This is a genomic window from Kitasatospora sp. NPDC101155, from assembly GCF_044768305.1.
GTDB lineage: Bacteria > Actinomycetota > Actinomycetes > Streptomycetales > Streptomycetaceae > Kitasatospora.
Genome location: NZ_JBIWPN010000004.1, coordinates 133,205 through 149,443, shown reverse-complemented (window position 1 = coordinate 149,443; position 16,239 = coordinate 133,205). Strand labels below are relative to the sequence as shown.

At 71.6% G+C, this 16,239-nt stretch carries 14 protein-coding genes; 1 reads left to right on the top strand and 13 read right to left on the bottom strand.

The window, feature by feature from the left end; all coding sequences use genetic code 11:
• Positions 1-105 precede the first annotated feature (105 nt).
• Together ACIRYZ_RS07405 and ACIRYZ_RS07400 are read right to left on the bottom strand one after the other, a co-directional pair.
• The gene (locus ACIRYZ_RS07405; protein ID WP_402940801.1) at positions 106-2,766 is read right to left on the bottom strand and encodes a PKD domain-containing protein; all 2,661 of its coding nucleotides are present in this window, start codon (positions 2,764-2,766) and stop codon (positions 106-108) included.
• Positions 2,767-3,065: 299 nt separating this feature from the next.
• Positions 3,066-3,497: a hypothetical protein gene (locus tag ACIRYZ_RS07400; protein ID WP_402940798.1), complete on the bottom strand. Its 432-nt coding sequence runs from the start codon at positions 3,495-3,497 to the stop codon at positions 3,066-3,068.
• Between the two features lie 68 nt (positions 3,498-3,565).
• Between ACIRYZ_RS07400 and ACIRYZ_RS07395 the strand changes: the two genes are divergently transcribed.
• Positions 3,566-3,967 carry a hypothetical protein gene (locus ACIRYZ_RS07395; protein ID WP_402940795.1) on the top strand — a complete coding sequence of 134 codons (402 nt, stop codon included), beginning with the start codon at positions 3,566-3,568 and terminating at the stop codon, positions 3,965-3,967.
• Between the two features lie 117 nt (positions 3,968-4,084).
• Here the strand turns inward: ACIRYZ_RS07395 and ACIRYZ_RS07390 are convergent, their stop codons facing one another.
• From ACIRYZ_RS07390 to ACIRYZ_RS07340, 11 genes are all read right to left on the bottom strand, one after another.
• Positions 4,085-5,122 (bottom strand): LacI family DNA-binding transcriptional regulator, encoded by a 1,038-nt coding sequence (locus tag ACIRYZ_RS07390; RefSeq protein WP_402940792.1) that lies wholly within the window; start codon positions 5,120-5,122, stop codon positions 4,085-4,087.
• A 41-nt stretch (positions 5,123-5,163) separates the two neighbouring features.
• The gene (locus ACIRYZ_RS07385; protein ID WP_402940789.1) at positions 5,164-6,888 is read right to left on the bottom strand and encodes a glycoside hydrolase family 36 protein; all 1,725 of its coding nucleotides are present in this window, start codon (positions 6,886-6,888) and stop codon (positions 5,164-5,166) included.
• 2 nt (positions 6,889-6,890) lie between these two features.
• Positions 6,891-7,718 carry a carbohydrate ABC transporter permease gene (locus ACIRYZ_RS07380; protein ID WP_402940786.1) on the bottom strand — a complete coding sequence of 276 codons (828 nt, stop codon included), beginning with the start codon at positions 7,716-7,718 and terminating at the stop codon, positions 6,891-6,893.
• Positions 7,715-8,638, bottom strand: a complete 924-nt coding sequence (locus tag ACIRYZ_RS07375) for a carbohydrate ABC transporter permease (protein ID WP_402940783.1) — start codon at positions 8,636-8,638, stop codon at positions 7,715-7,717. Before ACIRYZ_RS07375 ends, ACIRYZ_RS07380 begins: the two co-directional genes overlap by 4 nt.
• The gene (locus ACIRYZ_RS07370; RefSeq protein ID WP_402940780.1) at positions 8,635-9,978 is read right to left on the bottom strand and encodes an extracellular solute-binding protein; all 1,344 of its coding nucleotides are present in this window, start codon (positions 9,976-9,978) and stop codon (positions 8,635-8,637) included. The genes ACIRYZ_RS07375 and ACIRYZ_RS07370 overlap by 4 nt, the downstream gene beginning before the upstream one ends.
• Before the next feature lie 293 nt (positions 9,979-10,271).
• Complete coding sequence (locus tag ACIRYZ_RS07365; RefSeq protein WP_402940777.1) at positions 10,272-11,675, bottom strand: hypothetical protein; 1,404 nt, start codon at positions 11,673-11,675, stop codon at positions 10,272-10,274.
• A gap of 467 nt (positions 11,676-12,142) precedes the next feature.
• On the bottom strand, positions 12,143-13,495 hold the full coding sequence (locus ACIRYZ_RS07360) for a hypothetical protein (protein ID WP_402940774.1): 1,353 nt from the start codon (positions 13,493-13,495) through the stop codon (positions 12,143-12,145).
• Between the two features lie 305 nt (positions 13,496-13,800).
• Positions 13,801-15,138: an RNA-guided endonuclease InsQ/TnpB family protein gene (locus tag ACIRYZ_RS07355; RefSeq protein WP_402940771.1), complete on the bottom strand. Its 1,338-nt coding sequence runs from the start codon at positions 15,136-15,138 to the stop codon at positions 13,801-13,803.
• Between the two features lie 151 nt (positions 15,139-15,289).
• Complete coding sequence (locus tag ACIRYZ_RS07350; RefSeq protein ID WP_402940768.1) at positions 15,290-15,487, bottom strand: hypothetical protein; 198 nt, start codon at positions 15,485-15,487, stop codon at positions 15,290-15,292.
• Entirely contained in the window at positions 15,484-15,765 is a 282-nt protein-coding gene (locus ACIRYZ_RS07345; protein WP_402940766.1) for a hypothetical protein, read from the bottom strand. The genes ACIRYZ_RS07350 and ACIRYZ_RS07345 overlap by 4 nt, the downstream gene beginning before the upstream one ends.
• Positions 15,762-16,163: an ATP-binding protein gene (locus tag ACIRYZ_RS07340; protein ID WP_402940763.1), complete on the bottom strand. Its 402-nt coding sequence runs from the start codon at positions 16,161-16,163 to the stop codon at positions 15,762-15,764. Before ACIRYZ_RS07340 ends, ACIRYZ_RS07345 begins: the two co-directional genes overlap by 4 nt.
• Between the last annotated feature and the right edge of the window lie 76 nt (positions 16,164-16,239).

Sequence of the window (16,239 nt, the reverse complement as noted above, 5' to 3'; positions counted from 1 at the left end):
CTGGAAGGCCCAGAGGAAGGCACAGTCATGATCACAGTTGCCGACGAGGCGCTGCTGCGGCGCGCGATCGCCGTCGCGGGGGAGAGGCCGACCCGGGTGGCGCGCTCAGTTGATGCTGACCGCGGTGTCGTCGAGGACGAACGAGGTCGAGTAGTACGCGTTCTCGTAGCCGGTGAACTTCAGGGTGACGCTCTGGCCCGCGTACGCCGACAGGTCGAAGGTGTGCTGGGCGTAGCCGGTGTTGGCGTCGAGATTGGAGTAGGTGGCGAGCGTCCCGAGCACGGTTCCCGAGCTGTTCAGGACCTGCGCCTTGAGGGTGTGGTAGGCGGTGGTCGTGCTGGGGTCGGTGGTGTCGACGTGCAGCCAGAAGCTCAGCTGGTACGACGAGCAGCCGCTCGGCAGGGTGACCGTCTGGGCCAGGGTGTCCGTGTGGCTGTAGCCGTAGCCGTCCAGCCAGGCGTCCCAACTGCCGGTGCGCGGAGGCTCATTGGTCTTGTTGCTGATGACTCCGCTGGTGGCCGTCCAGGGTGCGGCGGTGCCGGTCTCGAAGCCGGGGTTGCCGAGCAGTTGCTGCGGTGGGCAGCCGCCGGGCCTGGCGCTCGCCTCGGTGCTCTGCGCACCCTCGCCGATCGAGTTCACGGCGCTGACCTTGTAGTAGTAGGTCTGGCCGTTGGTGAGCCCGGTGTCCGTACAGCTGAGCACGACGCCGAGGGCGGAGCAGCCGCCCGTGGTGAGCTGGGTCTCGCCGCTGCTCGCCGTTCCCCGGTAGACCCGGTAGGCATTGATGTCGACGCCGCCGTTGCTGGTGGGGGCCGTCCAGTTCAGGGTGGCCTGTCCGTTTCCGGCGGTGGCGGTCAGGCCGGTGGGGGCGCCCGGGGCCGTCCCGGCGATGGGTGAGGCGGTGACTCTGACGGTCGAGGTGGCGGTCTTGGCGGGCGTGGAGGCGTCCGTGACGGTGAGGGTCGCGGTGTACGTCCCGGCGGCGCCGTAGCTGTGGCTCGGGTTCTGCGCGGTACCGGCTGCCGAGCCGTCACCGAAGTCCCAGCTGTACGAGTACGGCGGGCTGCCGCCGGTGGCGGTGCCGGTGAAGGCGACGTTCAGCGGGACCTGGCCGGAGGTCGGGGTGCCCGAGGCACGGGCCGCCAGTGGGTTGCCGACGGCGCTGACCGTGAGGGTGACGGACGAGGTGGTGGTCTTGGCGGGCGTGGAGGCGTCCGTGACGGTGAGGGTCGCGGTGTACGTCCCGGCGGCGCCGTAGCTGTGGCTCGGGTTCTGCGCGGTACTGGCCGCCGAGCCGTCACCGAAGTTCCAGCTGTAGCCGTAGGGGGCGGCGCCGCCGCTTCCGGAGCCGGTGAAGGCGACGTTCAACGGCGCGTTGCCGGTCGTCGGTGTGCCGGTGGCGGTGGCCGAGAGCGGGGTGGAGCCCTGGATCCAGAGGTCTTCCAGGGGGTCGCCGAGGCCGCCCTGGTCGGCGGTGGTCATGGGGAACGTCGCCGGGCCGATGTTGTCGTTCGGGTCGATGACGCCCGGGTGGACGTTCTGCATCGTGCGCTCCATCGCGGCCAGCACGTTGTCCGTGGTGTACGCGACGTGGGTGAGGTAGCCCTGCTTCATGTACTTCGGCGAGGCGACGATGACGGTCGGCACCCGGTAGGTGTTGCTGACGTGGTCCGGGCCGTTGCTGCCGTTCTGGGTGTCGTCCTCGGTGACCACGATCACCGTGTTGTCCTGGTAGGCCACGTTGCCCATCAGGAAGTCGGTGATCTGCTTGGTGACGGCGTCGTTCTTCGGGATGTCCTGGTACGTGCCCGGGTGGTCGTTGAACAGTTCGACGTACGAGTACGTCGGCAGGCCGTTCGCGGTGACGAAGTTCTCGTAGTCGGTGGCGACGGTCTGGTCGTCGTCGTTCTGCCCGCAGCAGGTGTAGTGGTTGTAGTTGAGCTCCTCGGGGATGCTGGTGCCGGGGCGGTTGACGGGCAGTGCCTCGACGGCGTTGGTGGCCGGGTTGAGCCAGTAGCCGCTGCCGGTGCTGAGCATCCAGTAGAAGTCGCCGTTCATGATGAACGGGTAGCCGCCGTTGGGGCCCTTGAGGAAGCGGTCGAACTGGGTGCCGGTCGCGGCGGGGTAGGACTGCTGCTGCGAACTGGACGCCGACTGGCCGGAGAAGAGCCACCAGTGGTTGGGCCCGCTGGGCGGCTGGGTGCCCGTGCTGTACGCGTCCATCAGCGCGTAGTTCTTGGCCAGGGTGTGCAGGTTGGGCGTCGAGCTGATGTGGTTGGTGCTCTGCACCTGCCCGTTGCAGCCGGCCTGCACGGTGGTGGCGCAGTCGCCGAGGTAGTCGTCGAAGGTGTGGTTCTCCCGGTAGAGGACCACGAAGTGGGTGAAGGGCGGGAAGTACGGCGCGAGCGGGTTGACCGCCTGGGTCGGCGAACTGACCGTCGCCACCGCGTCCTTGGCCGTCCTGCCCTTCGGCCGGTTGGTGATGTGGAAGTTCCCCGGCTGCGGGAACTTGGCGAACTCGACGCCGGGAGCGGCGAAGGCGGCGCCGGTGCAGTCGTAGTCGTCGGGTTTGTAGGACTGGGGTCTCCGCCCCTCGGGCAGGTCCGTCGCGTCGTCCGGGTCGTCGCCCGGGTTCCAGTTCTTCAGCGAGCAGGAGCCGACGCCGCTCGCCGGATGCGGTCCGGCGACTCCGCTCGGGCTCAGCACTGTTACTCCCAGTGCCAGCACGACTGCCACCGTGCCGGCGATCCGTGTCTTCCACCTCATACCGAAACTCCTCCAGCAGAGTCCGCGTGTGGTGCACGACACCCCCCGGCCGTATGGTCGCGACGGACCGACCGCCCGGCAAGGGTCGCGGCACAACACGCGTAGAAATAAAGCGGATCGACGACAGGCGTTCGGCCGCCGTTGACGGCGGGGCCGCCGCGGCTCCGCCCTGGCGGGGCCGGGTACCGACCTTCGGTCGGCGCACGTCCGGGCGCCGGTGACCTCGTCGGCGACGTCCGCGAGGAGCGTCGGGAAGACGTCGGCCAGCGGGGTGAGCAAAGTCTCGGCCGCCCGCTTTCCTAAGCGGTTCTTACGAACTCGCCCAACGTGGTCGACCACCACCTGGCGAACGTCATCTCGCAGTCCTCCGCCTCCGCCGAGGGGGCGTTCGGCAGCCCCCAGTCGATCGAGCCCCTGCGGCACGCCTTCAAGTCGGCGGCCCTCAACGGCGTCACGGTGATCGGCTCCTCCGGCGACAACGGCACGGCCGGCTCGGAGAAGACCCCGGTGAAGTCGGGCGGCACCACCCTCCCGTACCCGTCGGTCGAGTGGCCGGCGTCCGACCCGCTGGTGACCGGCGTCGGCGGCACGTACCTGTGCACCGACCCCAACGCGACCGGCGGCCGGACCGTGGACAGCACCGGCAGCCCGGGCAATTGCCAGGCCAACCCCGGTGCGGGTGAGGTCGGTTGGACCAACGCGGGCGGCGGGTTCAGCCAGGTCTTCGACAAGCCCGCCTACCAGTCGGCGCTGCCCGCCGGCTCCACCCCGATCGGCGCCAAGCGCGCCGGTGCCGGACGTGGCCCTGCAGGCCGCCCCCGGCACCGGCGCGCTGGTCTACCTGTCGCTGCCGCCGGACGGCTCCTCCGGCCTCAACTGCGGTGGCACGCCGTGCAGCACGGGCTGGTACGACATCGGCGGCACCTCGCTGTCCTGCCCTCAGTGGGCCGGCCTGGTCTCGATCGCGGACCAGATCAACGGCGGCGGCCTCGGCCAGATCAACCCGGCCCTGTACAAGCTGAGCACCGACCCGGCGAAGTACGCGGCCGACTTCAACGACGTGACCCTCGGCAACAACACCGCCGACCCGACGGTGCCGGGCTACCCCGCCACCACCGGCTGGGACCCGATCACCGGTCTCGGCACGCCCAACGCGGCGAACCTACTGCCCGACCTGGTCAGCGCCGCCCACACCGGGTGAGTCCGGTCGGCAGCACGAGGGGCCCGGCCGCACCGAACCGCAGTGGGTGACGGGTCCTGACCACTTCGCCCCGTCGAGCCGTTGCCCGACGGGGCGAAGTCGTGCGTGAGAGGCCGGTCAACCCGAACTCCCCCGCACCACCAGCTCACAGGCCAACTCCACCCCCGCCGTCGGCGCCGGCTGCCCGCGCACCTGGTCGAGCAGCCTCCCGACCAACGCGACGGCGATCGCCTGCAGCGGCAGCCGGACCGAGGTCAGCGCCGGATGGAGATGGCGACAGAGCGGCGTGTCGTGGAAACCGGTGACCGCGACCCCGCCCGGCCCGACCGTCAGCCCCTCCGCCCGTACCGCCTCGTACACGTCCAGCGCCAGCAGGTCGCTGCCCGCCACGACGGCGGTCGGCCGGTCGGTCCCGCGCAGCAGCGCCCGTACCGCCGCGGTCGCCGGGCCCGCGGCCGTCTCCGGGCCCGCGGCCACGAGGGCGGAGAGCCCCAGCCGACGGGCCTCCGCGAGGAAGCCCGCCCGCCGCGCCGCCATCCAGGGCAGGTCCTCGGAAGCCCCGAGGTAGCCGATCCTCCGGTGGCCGAGCGCGGCGAGGTGGCGCACCACGGCGGCCATCGCGGCGTCGTTGGCGACGTCCACCCAGTGCTGCGGCTCACCGGGCCCCGTCCGGCCGAAGGTGACGAACGGGACGCCGAGCCGGGCGACGTGCCCGACCCGGGCGTCCTCGCGGACCACGTCCGCCAGAACCAGCCCGTCGACCTGGCGGGCCGCCACCAGTTCGTCGACGGCGGCCGACGGATCCGCCGTCGGCGGGACGGGCCGGAACAGCAGCACCCGCTGTCCCCGGGCCCCGGCCGCGTCGACCAGGGCCTCCAGGAAGCCGGCCATCAGCGGGTTGGGGTCGAAGGGGTCGTCCACCGGGGCGAGGTAGCCGATGGTGCGCCGGGCGCCGCTGCGCAGCGAGCGGGCCGACTGGTCGGGCTGGTAGCCGAGTCCGCGGATCGCCGCGGTCACCCGCGCCAGCGTCGCGGGGCGGACCCGGTGCGGGGCGTTGAGCGCGTTGGAGACGGTCTGCCGGGACACCCCGGCCGCGCGGGCGACCTCCTCGATGGTGGTGGCGCCGTGCCGCGGCCGGTGTGGTCCCTCGGGCATGCCGTCCTCCAGGCCGGTGATCGGGGTGGTGATCGGGGTGGTCAGGGGCGGCGCAGCGTCAGCAGCCCGCCGCGGGGTACGGGGATCCCCTGCGCCCGGTCGAGCTCGACCTCGCCCTGCCGGACGATACGCCCCCGGGCGTCCTGCACGGTGACCGCGGCCGTCCCGCTGCCGCCGGTCAGCCGGACGTCCGGGTCGGCGTCGGCGTTGGCCACCATGAGGGTGCGCCAGCCCGTACCCGAGGCGTCCACCGGCAGGGCCGCGTAGCGGGCCACCACGACGGTCCCGGCGCCGAGGGCGGTGACCATCGGGTACCCGAGGTCCGGACGGGCCGGGCGCAGCTCGCCGAGCTGCAGGGTGTCGAGGTGCGCGCGGAAGACGCCCAGCCAGAAGGCGATCGTCTCCCGCTGGGCGGTGCTCTGCGCGGCGAGGTCGACGGAGATCTGCGGCACCGAGAACAGCACGTTGATCAGGTGGCAGGCGATCTGCTCCGGCGGCTCGGCCGGGTGCCACATCAGCATGTCGGAGTGGACCGGGACGGGTCCGGCGGCGAGCCGCAGGTCGACGGTCCGCTGCCGGTTCTCCTGCGGGCCGAGCGGGCAGTCGGTGGCGCGGACCATGGTGACGTAGGGCCACAGGCCCGGGCTGACGTACGGCTGGCGGTGCTCGACCATCGCCTCGGGGTCGGCGGCGGTGATCCGGCCGCGGATGGCGGCGAGCAGGCGCTCCACGCCCTCGTCCACGCCCGCGCAGTCCGCCTCCGGGCCGGCGGCGGGGGGCTCGGCGCGGACGAACGAGTCGACGAAGTCGACCTTGAGGCCGTCCATGCCCCACTCCTCGACGGCGCGGGCGAGCCGCTCGGTGAGGAAGTCGCGGACCTCGGGATAGCGCGGGTCGGCGACGATCGCGCCCAGGTGCGCGATGTCGGCGAGGGCATGGTGTCCGATCTTCCGGTAGGCGGCGCTGCCCTTGCCGATGAACGGCAGTGCGTACCAGAGCAGGTAGCGCACGCCGAGCTCGTGCACCCGGCGGACGTGGGCGGCGGTGTCGGGCAGTGAGACCGGCTCCCAGTCACCGCAGTGGGCGTAGCCCCGGGTGCGGTCGGCGGTCATCCAGCCGTCGTCCACGATGATCACGTCCAGGCCGAGCTGTTTGCCGAGCGCGGCCTGGGTCTCGACACGCTCGGGCGTGATGTCCTGGTGCATCGAGTACCAGGTGGAGTAGGCGGGGCGGCGGGCGGCCTCGGGGATGTCGGCGGTGCGGCCGCTGCCCCACCAGGCGGCGAGGTCGGCCAGGCAGCGGGCGAAGTGCCGCCCCGAGGTGTCGATCCGTACGGTGAGCCGGCCCTCGGCCTGGGCCCAGAACCGGAACTCGCCGGTCTCCTCGACCACTCCGGCCCCGACCAGCACGTCGGGGCGCTCGGCGGCGAAGGCGCCCAGCGCGACGTCCCCGGTGCCGATCAGCGCGGCGATCGGCGCGCCGGCCGCGAGGCCGGTACGGCGCGGGGCGCTCCACGCGGCGGGCAGCCAGCCGGTGCCGCGCGGCTCGGGGGTCCAGAAGGCGGTGGCGTCCACGCAGGGGACCCGCCACTCGATCCGCACGTCCCCCGGGCTCTCGGCGCTCACCTCGACCACTCCGTCGGCGACCGCGCGGACGGTGGCCACGCCGCTCGCCTTCAGGGCCAGACCCTCCGCGGACAGCGGGCGCAGGCCGTCGGCGACGGTGGGGGCGTGCGGTTCCCAGATGTCGTTCGCGGTCTCGGACATGCTCAGCCTTTCGTGGCGCCGGCCAGCAGGCCGGAGATGAACTGCCGCTGGAGGACCAGGAAGAGGACCATCATCGGCAGGGTGGACAGCGCGGTGCCGGAGAGGATCGCGCCGTAGTCGGTGGTGCTCTTGTTGCCGTACAGGGTCGCGAGAGCCACCGGCAGGGTGTGCATGTCCGGGCTGCGCAGGGCGATCAGCGGCCAGGCGAACTGGTTCCAGGAGCCCAGGAACAGGAAGATCGACAGGGCCGCCAGGACCGGCCGCATGACCGGGACGACGACGCTCCACAGCACCCGGAACTCGCCGGCGCCGTCGACCCGGGCGGCGTCGAGCAGTTCGTCCGGCAGGCCGCTCAGCGACTGGCGCATCAGGAAGATCGCGAAGGGCACGCACAGTCCGGGCAGGATGATCGCCTGGTAGGAGTCGAGCAGCCCGAAGCTCATCATCATCTTGAACAGCGGTACCAGCATGACCTGTTCGGGCACCACGAGGGTGGAGAGCAGCAGCGCGAAGAGCAGGGTGCGGCCGCGGAAGCGGAACTTGGCGAAGGCGTAGCCGGCGAGCAGCGCGACGATCAGCGCGCCGGCCGTCTGGACTCCGGCCACCAGCAGCGAGTTTCCGATCACCCGGAGCAGCCCGATCCGGCGCTGGAGCCGGTCCAGGTTGTCGCCGAGGTGGCCCCCGGGGAGCAGCGCGGGCGGCCAGTCGAAGATGTCGGTGTCCTTCCGGGTGGTGGCGATCACCAGCCAGTAGAACGGGCCGACGGACAGGCCGGTGACGGCGGCGAGGAGGAAGGTCAGCGGCCAGCCGCGCAGTTTCCTGAGGTTCATCTGTCCTTGTCCCCCATCAGGCGCATCTGGACCGCGCCGAGCACGGACACCAGCAGGGTGAGCGCGTAGGCGATGGCGGAGGCGTAGCCGAAGTCGAAGTACCGGAAGCCGTTCTGGTACAGGTACATGGACACGGTCAGGGTGGCGTTGTCCGGGCCGCCGCCGGTCAACACGTACGGCTCGTCGAAGAGTTGGAGCGTGCCGATGGTGGACAGCACGACGGTGAACAGCAGCACCGGACGCAGCGCGGGGACGGTGACGGCGGTGAAGCGGCGGATCGGTCCGGCGCCGTCGACCATCGCGGCCTCGTACAGCTCCCGGGGGATGGACTGCAGACCGGCCAGGTAGATGACGGCGTTGTAGCCGGTGTAGTGCCAGGTCATCACCAGGACGATCGACATCCGGGCCCAGAACGGCTGGCCGAGCCAGTCGACGGTGGGCAGGCCGACCGCGTCGAGCAGCCAGTTGACCGCGCCGTCGTCGGTCCTGAGCAGGAAGGCGAACATCACGCCGGTGGCGACCAGGCCGGTGACGGCGGGCATGAAGACGCCGAGTCGCCACACGGCGCGCCAGCGCACCAGGGCGGAGTTGATGCCGACGGCCATCAGCAGGGCCAGGCCGAGCATCAGCGGGACCTGCACGACGAGGATCTCGCCGGTGTTGCGCAGGGCCGTCCAGAACAGCGGATCGTCCAGCAGGCGGCGGTAGTTGGCGAGTCCGGCGGCGCGGGTGGCGGTGCCGGATCCGGTGGTGAAGGAGAGCAGCAGCGAGTCGACGATCGGGTAGGCCTTGAACACGCCGAAGGTGAGCAGGGCGGGGGCGAGCAGCAGGTACGGCAGGGCGGCGCGGCGCCACCGGGGGCTGCGGCGGGTCCGTGCGGCCTTCTCGGCGAGGACGACGGGTTGGGCGGCGGCGGTCATGCGATGCCGCGTCCGGTCTGCTGGGCGAGTTGCTTGGCGGCGTCCTGGAGGACGGCGGCGGGGTCGCCGCCCTTGAGGAAGACCTTGGTCTGGGCGTCGCCGGCGAGCTTGAGGGCCCGGGCGTAGTCGCCGGAGTAGTTGGTCGGGTCGCCGCCGTCGACGGCCAGGTCGGCGAAGGTCTTCAGGACGGGCTGGCCGCCGAAGTACGGGTGGGGCGCGGCGTACATCGGGCCGGTGTAGGCCGCGGTGAGCGCGGGGAAGACGCCGCCGGCCTCGAACATGCTGTTGACGGAGTCGGGGCGGGTGAGTGCGTACTCGACGAACTTCCAGGCGGCACGGCGGCGCGGGCTGGCGGCGGAGACGGCCAGGTGGGTGGAGTTGACCAGGGCGGTGCGCTTGCCGCCCGGGGTGACGGCCGGGGGCTTGGCGAGGCGCCAGTTGCCGCTCTGGTCGGCGAACTTGGCCTCCAGGTAGTGCGCGGCCCAGGCGGGCGTCGGGGCGACGGCGAGCTTGCCCGCCTTCATCGCGGTGGCCCAGCCCTGGTCGCCGGGGACGTCGGCGATCAGTCCGGCGTCCTCCAGGCGCTTGACGGTGGTGAGGGCGCGCACGCACGTCTCGGAGGCGAGGGTGATCCTGCCCTGGAGGTCGAAGTAGAACGCGCCCTGGAGCTGCATGAGGGACTGCAGGAAGTCCAGGTCGGGGGCCGGGTTGGCGGCCTTGCTGATGCCGATGAGGGAGATGCCGGGGTTGGCGGCCTTGAACCGGTCGGCGACGGCGATCAGGTCGTCCCAGGTGGCGAGGGTGGTGGGGTCGATGCCCGCCTTGTCGAAGTAGTCCTTGCGGTAGAAGAAGCCGAGCGGGTTGACCTCCCAGGGCAGTGCGTAGACGTGGCCGTCCTTGCCGGTGACGACGGGCCACAGGCCCTTGGCGAACGTGTCCTTGTGGGCGTCGGCGCCGTAGGCGGAGAGGTCGGCGAGGCCGCCGGGGAACTTCTCCAGGTAGCCGGGCAGGTAGTCGCAGCCGATGTGCAGGACGTCGCCGAGGCCCTGGCCGCCGGCCGCGAGGCCGACGGTGATCTTGTCCCAGATGGCCGGGTTGCCGATGTCCTGCACGTCGACCTTGATGCCGGGGTTGTCCTTCTCGAAGGCCGGGACGACTCCACGCAGGGCGGCGGCGGCCGTAGCCCAGGACCAGACGGTGACGGTGCCGGTGTCGGCGTCCCCGCCCGAGCCGCCGCCCGAACCGGAGCTGCCGCAGGCCGCCAGGGAGCCGCCGGCGGCCAGGGCCAGCAGACCGGCTCCGGAGGTGCGGAGCAGGTCTCGACGGGAAAGGTGTGACATTGCATTCCTCTCTGTGGGGCGGCGCAGGAGGCGAGGGAGACAGGGGGCCCTGCGGGGCGTTCGCTTTGAACGTTCAAACACACAAAACAGACCAGAACCCAACAGGTTCACACGAGCGGGAGCCAGCAAACGCCCGCCCGCCACACGCCGTCAACCCCCGCGCACGCGGCGAGCGAGCTCCGAGACCGATCCGTTATCAGCCCTGCTCGACACCCGGACGGCCGAGGAAGCCTCCAATGACGGCGGGGCACGTCCACATGGACGTGCCCCGCCGTCGGTCCGGGTCGGTTGGTCTACCAGTGGTCGTGGCTCTCGCAGCGGTCGCCGTGCTCGTCGTGCTCGTCGCGCTCGTGGCGCTTGATCTTGGTGGGGTCGGTGGCGATGTGACTGGCGGTGTCGCCGCCGCCGATGACGGTGGCGACGTTGGTGACATCGTGCGGGGCGGCGCAGGAGACGTCGACCTTCAGGGTGATGGGCGGGTAGCTGCTACCGGCGGCAAGGACGTCGTTACGGGTGCAGGTGAGGTTGATCAGGGTGCAGTTCCATCCCGTGCCACTCATGCTGTCGACCCTGAGCCCGTTGGGGAGGGTGTCGTACACGGTGACCGTGGAGCCGTCGGTCGCGCCGGGTCCGGTGTTGCCGACGGTGATGGTGTAGGTGCCGTCCCGCCCCTGGGTGAAGTGCCCGGTGTGGGTCTTGGTGATGGTCAAGGACGCGGTGACCACCGTGTAGGAGATGGTCACCTGGCCGTTTTTGTTCGCCGTTCCGGTCGTCGAGGCCGCGTACGTCGTCCCGGTGCCCGTCGGGGTGGCGAAGCTGCTGCCTCCGCCGCCACCGCCGCCACCCGCGCGGCCGAGACCGCTGCTGCCGGGGGTGGCGGCGCCGCCTCCGCCGCCGCCGAAGTATCCTCCGCCTCCGCCTCCCCCTGCCCCGGCGGCCACGCAGTTGCCGCCGGTGTTGTTGCCGCCGGTGCCGCCGGTGCCGACCGTGGTGCCGGTGAAGCCGGTTCCGGGGTTACCTGCGGCCGGCGTGCAGCCTCCAGTGGGGGTGGCCGCCGCTCCGCCGGCGCCGCCGGTCGCGGTGCTGGTGCTGCCGCCGCCCCCGCCCTGCCCCGGCGAACCACCGCTGTCGGATGCCCCGATGGTGCCCGCGGTGGCGTCCGGTGTGCCGCCGTTGCCGCCGGTGCCCCCCGCGACCGTGCCGGCGAAGGGGGCGCCACCGTCGGCACCGCCGCCGCCGGCGACGACGAGGAGGTCGGTGCCGGTGCTGACACTGGACGCCCCGCCTCCTCCGGAACCTCTCCGGAACTGGCCCGTAGGTTGGCTCGAGGTGCCGCCCGGGGCGCCGCCGTTGTAGCCGCCGGCGCCGGTTCCGTTGCAGCCGGCGGTGCCGGTGCCGCCGACGTTGACGGTGTAGGTCGTCGGGGCGCTGGTCACCGGCAGCGTGGTGACGACGCGCGCCCCCGTCCCCCCGCTCCCGGTGAATCCGCAGACGGTGCCGGTGTTGTCGGCGCCGCCGGCGCCGTCCGCGGTGATGGTGACGACCGCGTTCGCGGGGACGGCGAGGGTCTGCGGGGTCCCGGTGAAGCCGAAGGTGACCGATGGGTCAGTCCCTCGTGCCTGCACCTGTGCGGCGGCCGGCTTGGCTCCCACCTGTGCGGCGATCGCGGGCGTCAGTCCCGTGCCGGACAGAGCCACGCACAGTCCCGCTACCGCCCCTGCCCGCCGCCACTGCACACGAGCGTGGACGCCTGCGTGGGTTCGGCTTCGCCCTGCCTCCACTCCAGAGGGGGGTTGTTGCTCTGGAACATGGTGCCTGGTCACTGATGTCTCCTGACGTCCTGACGTGAGGTGAGGCCGCTTCCGGCCGCGCGGCAGCGCGGAGGGTCACAGCAGAGCCACTCACTCATTGTCATGAGACGTGCACGAAAAGTGGTTAGGCGTGGCGGTTCGGGATGCCACGCGTATCACCAACGGGTCGTCACAGCGACCAGGCGCTCCCTCGACCTGCCACCGACGGCACAGACCTACGCGAGAAGTCGGCCGGGCCGACGGATGGCGTCGAGAGCGTCGGCGAGGTTGGCGAAGGTGGCGACCTTCGGCCTCCGATGACGGCGGGGCACGTCCACATGGACGTGCCCCGCCGTCGGTCCGGGTCGGTTGGTCTACCAGTGCTCGTGGCGCTCGCAGCGCTCGTCGCGCTCGTGGCGCTTGATCTTGGTGGGGTCGGTGGCGATGTGACTGGCGGGGTCGCCGCCGCCGATGGCGGTGGCGACGTTGGTGACATCGCGCGGGGCGGCGCAGGAGACGTCGACCGTCAGGGTGATGGGCGGGTAACTGCTCCCGGCGGCAAGGACGTCGTTACGGCTGCAGGTGAGGTTGATCAGGGTGCAGTTCCATCCCGTGCCACTCATGCTGTCGACCCTGAGCCCGTTGGGGAGGGTGTCGTACACGGTGACCGTGGAGCCGTCGGTCGGGGCGGCCCCGGTGGCGTTGCCGACGGTGATGGTGTAGGTGCCGTCCCGCCCCTGGGTGAAGTGCTTGGTGTGGGTCTTGGTGATGGTCAAGGACGGGACCGTGTAGGAGATGGTCACCTGGCCGTTGTTGTTCGCCGTCCCGATCGTCGACGGCGCGTAGGACGTGGGGATACCCGTGGGGGTGGCGAAGCTGCTGCCCCCACCACCCCCGCCCCCGCTCGCCGAGTTGCCTTGGTTGTTGACGGCGCCGCTGCCGCCGCCCCCGCCGGCGAAGTACCCGCCCCCACCGCCCCCGCCGGCACCGATGATGGAGAGGGCGCAGCCGCCGCCGATGCTGCCGCCGGTGCCGCCGGTGCCGACCGTGGCACCGGAGAACCCGCCTCCCGGCCCACCCGCCGTAACGCTACAGGGTGGAGCGGTGCCGCCGGCCCCGCCGGCGCCACCGGTACTGGTGGTGGTGCTGCCGCCGCCCCCGCCCTGCCCCGGCGAAGCCCCGGGGCCGGTGGCACTTCCCGCGGTACCGCCGGTGGCATCCGCTGTTCCGCCGTTGCCCCCGTTCCCCCCGGCAAGGCTCCCTCCGGTGCCGCCGGCGGCGCCACCGCCCCCGGCGACCACCAGCAAGGAGCCGCCCGTGCTGATGCTGGAGGCCCCGCCCCCACCCGGACCTTCGAACTTGAAACCACTGCCCGCGAAGGTCCCGCCCCGGGCGCCGCCGTTGAACCCCCCGGCACCCCCCGTCCCGGTGCCGTTGCAGCCCTTGCCACCGGTGCCGCCGACGTCGATGGTGAACGTCGTCGGGGCGGTGGTCTGCGGCAGGGTGGTCACCACCCGCGCCCCCGTCCCGCCCGCCCCCGTGACGGAACAGGAGGTGCCGGTGTTGTCCGCGCCGCCGGCGCCGTCCGCCGTGATCGTCACCACCGCCCCCGCCGGGACGTCGAGGCTCTGCGAAGCCCCGGTGAAGCCGAAGGTGAACGACGGGTCAGGTCCCTGCGCCCGCGCCGGGGCAGCGGTCAGCGTGGCCCCCGCTGGCGCGGCGGCCACGGGTGTCAGTCCCGTGCTGGACAATGCGACGAACAGTCCCGCTACGACCCCTGCCCGCCGCCGACGGGTGTGGACGCCTGCGTGGGTTCGGCTTCGCCCTGCCTCCACTCCGGAGGGGGGTTGTTGCTCCGGAGCATGGTGTCTGGTCACTGATGTCTCCTGACGTCCTGGCTTGAGATGAGGCCGCTTCCCGCCGTGCGGCAGCGCGGCGGGTCACAGCACAGCTACTCACTCATTGTCATGAGACGTGTGCGAAAAGTGGTGAGGCGTGGCGGTTCGGAATGCCGGTTGACTTTCTCCCCGCGCTAAGGCGCGGGGATTCCGGCCGCGCGTGCCGCGCGGGGGCTTCGCCCCGTGCGCGTTCGCTTCGCCGGCGGTTGGCGCTTCACGGACCGGGCAACCCCGAGGTCTCCACGCCCTGACACCGCATGTCCTGCGGCGTTGAGGATGTTCTTCGCGGCGTTCACGTCGGCGTGGTCCCGGTGCCCGCAGGCGGTGCACTCGAAGACCGCTCGGCTCTTGCGGTTCTTCGGGTCCACGTGCTTGCAGGTGTTGCAGGTCTGCGACGTGTACGCGGGATCTACCAGGACGACCGTCGTCCCGGTGGTGCGCGCCGCGTTGCGGAGCGCGAGTTCGAGCAGGTGCCATCCCTTGTCCAGGATGGCCCGGTTCAGTCCGGCCTTGGCGCGGACGTTGCGGCCGGGCTGTTCGACGGTGCCGCTCGCCGAGGCGGTCATGTTCCTGATGCGGAGGTCTTCCAGCACCACCACCGCATGATGGGTAGTCAGCTCGGCAGCGGTCTGCGCGCAGAAGTCGGCGCGGCGGTCGCGGACACGTGCGGTGATGGCGTTGATCTTCGCCAGCACCGTGCGGTGGCGGTTACTGCCGCGCTTGCAGCGGGAGAGCTGCTGTTGCAGGCGGCGCAGCCGTTTCGCCTCTCCCGTGGTGATGTACGCGCGGTCGTGGAAGTGACCGTCGCTGGTGGTCGCGGCGACCTTGACGCCCCGGTCCACGCCCACGGCGGTGTTCGGCATCGTGTGCCGCTGCGGCGTCTGCTGGCCGTCCTCGACCAGGAACGAGACGAACCACTGACGCCCTTGCCGGGTGGCCGTCGCCGACCGGACTTCGCCGCCGATCGGCCGGGACCAGCGGAACCGGACCCATCCCAGCTTCGGCAGCTTCACCCGTCCCCACCTGCGGCCGATCCGCTCGACCGTGATCAGGTTCCCGGCCGGGAACCGGAACGACGGCGACCAGCGGACCTTGGAACGCCACCGGACCCGGAATGTCCCGTGTTCACGGCATGCCCGGTCCAGGTCCCGGAGGGTCTGCTGCAACACGTGCGACGGCGCGTCCCTCAACCACGGGAACTCCCGCTTGGCCTCCGCCAGCTCAGCAGCCTGCGGCACGTAGTTCATCCACGCCCCACGACGCCGGTACTCCCGGCGCTGCTCAAGAGCGGTATTCCACACCGAACGACAGATGTCACCGAACGTTTCACACAACTCGGCCTGCGCCGCGTCGAGTTCAAGCCGGTACCTACGGCCGGACAGCACGGGAACACCCCCATCGGTTGCCGCGATCAACATAGTCCACGTCACTGACAACACAGCGACCCGCGCCGCTGCGCGGCTCCCGGCCAAGGATGAGCCAACCCCCAGCCGAAGCAAGGGGGCCGCGCTCAAGAGTTCAGATCACCCGCCACCCCACCGCCGCGCCGCCCGTGTCGTGACCAGGCGCAGGACACGTCCCGGCCGGCAAGGACGGGACGGGCGAAGCAACTGGGTTACCGGCTCACGCGAGCGGGTGTTCGGCGGCCCGCTGGAGCACTGCGCGCAGCAGGGCTTCGGCGTTGCCCGGGACGGCCGCCCAGAGCCGCATCTCGGCATGGGCGGCCTGGCGGCGGGGGCTGACGGCGCGGATCGGGCGGGAGAACTGGCCGTTGAGGCACCACCAGGCCTCCAACCGGGCCCAGGTGAGTCGCCGGGTCACTCGGGAGCCTCCGAGCGCAGGTAGATCGGATGGGCGGACTCGATGCCGATGTAGGCGATCGCACGCACCGCGCCGAACTCGACCAGCTGGTGGGCGATCCGGGCGGCGGAGGCCTGGGAGAAGTAGTCGGCGAGGTAGCCGGCCTGGTCGTCGTCGAGAGGGAGGCGGGCGAGGCTGGTGCGGATGGCGTCGAGGGCGTCGGAGAGCTTGGCGAAGGTGGCGGCCTTGGTGACGCCCTTGATCTCGACGGAGACGGGGAAGGGGAGTTCGATGCTCACTGCACGCCTCCGATCAGGGCCCACATCGTCTTGCCGATGCCGCCCTCACGGGGGTGGCAGCCCCAGCCGGCGGCGAGCTGGGAGACGAGCCAGAGGCCTCGCCCGGCCTCCTCGTGTTCGGCGGCGGGGTGCGCGACCGGCCGGTTCGGGTCGGTGTCGTGCACCTCGATGCGGAGCGCGTCAGGGTGGAGTTCGAACTGGAGGTAGATGAGTCGTCCGGGCGGGGTCTTGGCGTGGACGACGGCGTTGGTGACGAACTCGCTAGTGGTTCTCAGAACTAGGCCAATCGCCAGCCGTGACGGCGGCCCTGGCCGATCTCGGTCCGTGCCGATGCACCCCCCCTCACCTGATCGCGGGTTAGGGCCTGCAACGGTTTCGTGGACACAGTAGTGCCGCATCAGTCAACGTTTGCCCTGTTGGCGATGTGCCGTGACGCCTGAACAGGGGTGACACACCGCTCAGGCGTCGGCGGTG